Annotated in this window: 2 protein-coding genes and 1 rRNA gene; all 3 read left to right on the forward strand. The window is 37.0% G+C overall.

Going from position 1 to position 2,357, the window contains the following annotated elements:
• Window positions 1–78, forward strand: a 5S ribosomal RNA gene (rrf, locus tag CSV79_RS17510); the annotation flags it as partial.
• Window positions 79–408: 330 nt separating this feature from the next.
• Entirely contained in the window at window positions 409–684 is a 276-nt protein-coding gene (locus tag CSV79_RS16370) for a hypothetical protein (RefSeq protein WP_099690111.1), read from the forward strand.
• A 281-nt stretch (window positions 685–965) separates the two neighbouring features.
• Window positions 966–1,091, forward strand: coding sequence for a hypothetical protein (locus CSV79_RS17345; RefSeq protein WP_255407460.1), 126 nt, complete (start codon window positions 966–968; stop codon window positions 1,089–1,091).
• Window positions 1,092–2,357: the final 1,266 nt, after the last annotated feature.

Here is a 2,357-nt window from a genome sequence, read left to right on the forward strand (position 1 = left end):
AGCCCGAACACGGAAGTTAAGCTCGTGCGCCGATGGTAGTTGGGGGTTTCCCCCTGTGAGAGTAGGACGTTGCTGGGCACGCGAAGCCATTCCCTTTGGGGAGTGGCTTTTTTGTTTTCAAAAAAATTATTTAAAGATAGTGACAGGTCTAAATGCTTTCGATTGGTAATGTATATTTTTAAAACGACTTGTTCCCTGATAAAAAGACCTTATTTATACAAAAGACGGCTCAAGAAAGTACTGTAGGATACAGCACTTTTAATTTTAAAGTTGTTTTAGTAATAACAGGATCCTAAATAAGGTAGATATGACTTTTAATCTTTTACAGCCCAACCACGCATAATTCCAACGGTTCTCCCAATACTAAGTAAGACATGACCACATCTTAACTATTGGAGGAGAAACTTTATGGCGAAAGACTCAAGTAAAAGTTGGAAGAAAGACAATTCAAACACCTTTTTAAATAATTCTGTTGAAAAGGCAGAACGTTCTGTAAAACAGGCAATGTCACATCCAGAGGAGATGGCAGTTGAGCATGCGTTCAATTCCATCGAACGGGCGGAAAAGGCCTTTTTAAATGCTGTAGAACAAAGTGAGCATGTAGATACGGTTCAACAAAATAAGGACCAATTGAATTCGATGAAGCAGCAAATACAAAAAATCCGCGACGATTTAGATAAATAGACCAGGAAGCTGTCAAGGGAATAATTGCGGTGAGCGGTGCTACAAGTGGAATGACAAACAGGGAATAGTTATGTAGATTACAGAAGAGCTGATATTGAGCTATATCTTGCAATGAATAGAGACCAACTAGAAGATAACGTAAAGGAGCTGTCCAGGAAGTCATTGAAAAATGACTTTCTGTGACAGTCTTTTTTAATACCCTGAGAAAATAAATACAAAAATTGTTCCATCTAGTAAAGTGAAAATGACCAAACCACCATTTTAGAGGGGGAAGATTTTTTATGGGCAATTCAAATATTACTACTGAAGAGTATGTCAGACAAATTACATTTCCTCTAGAGACCAAAGAAAGCGATCCAACTACTAAACGTCAGTTAGCCCATACATTCAAAGCGTATAATGATTAATAGAGGTTTTCATTTTTGACCTACAAAAATTCATTCCGTAAGATCATGTAGCATCTATAGTGGATGAGATGATTGAAGTGATATCCAATACGCGAAAGGTGTATTCACGTTGGAGAATTGAGAAAATGCTAGGTGTAAGCCTCCTGCTATGTGGCTAGGCACTCAGCCTGACATAGGACGAAGGATTGGAGTTAGGAGACTTGCCAGAAGAAGCAACACCTAGCTAGCTACTCGATATAGTTGAAAGGTTAGAAGATCAAGTGAACATACTGACGAAAGAAGTCAATCGGATATTAAAAATGCCCAAACGGAAAGCATTATGTGCACACCGTAGTGCATTCGGGAAACCAGTCAAACAGTTAAAACAGATTTCATTCCACGACTAGCGAAGTATTAAACACAGCGCGAAGTCTTTAGGGATTGAAAAAGTTTCTCTAAAATGTATCTTGATGCCACGTTTATGCGTACGTATAACGCTACCCAAGGAATGGAATCCAGTAGCACTGGTGTGATCGGTTAAGGCATACATACTTAAATAAGCTAGTAGTAAGCTTGGAAGGATCCAAATTCCATAGTTATTCAGGGATGATAATGGATTGTGTTTTAGGATAGGGTAAATAGCTATTTAAAAAGCACAGGTAGGGATATATTTTAAACACAAAGGAGAGTGGTAGGTGAAAGATTTCCTTTTGTTTGTAGTGATTCTGGGGTCGTATAATTTATACAACGTCAAACAACAGCGACATGTATCATAAAGTTCAAGTGCTAAGTTAACCAGATACTATATTTCAGTCCCACAATGGATAGATACACTAGAGTGCCCCATCTTATGCGTCGGTATATCAAGCTCAATCATTTAATTGCAAATTATAAACCCCTAACCTTTACGGGTATATCAATATAGACCCTATTTTCTAATGGTATTTTGACTAGTTACATCTAATCTTGATAAGTCATTTATAAGAGTTTTAAATAAAGTAATAAAAACACTTGCATTTTAAATATCCAGATGGTATATTTAATAACGTTGCTTTTGAAGTTAGCAACTCAGCCAAAAACGATTTAAAAAGTTTTTGAGAAAAGTGTTGACATTGAAACGGTGATTTGGTATTATTAAAAAGTTGCCTCTTATGAAAGAGCGACTACATGAACCTTGAAAACTGAACAGCAAAACGTTAACGAAATAAACGTTTGTGCATCGACTCTGTCGGTGACATAAACAAAATGAGTATCTTAATTGATGCCAGCAAATGAAACTCGAGCTAA

The sequence above is a fragment of the Sporosarcina sp. P13 genome (genome assembly GCF_002743055.1).
Classification (GTDB): Bacteria; Bacillota; Bacilli; order Bacillales_A; family Planococcaceae; genus Sporosarcina.

What these genes read in the sequence shown, in the direction of transcription:
- CSV79_RS17345 (WP_255407460.1), top strand. Translation starts at nt 966, where the DNA reads ATGGGCAATTCAAATATTACTACTGAAGAGTATGTCAGACAAATTACA.
- CSV79_RS16370 (WP_099690111.1), top strand. Translation starts at nt 409, where the DNA reads ATGGCGAAAGACTCAAGTAAAAGTTGGAAGAAAGACAATTCAAACACC.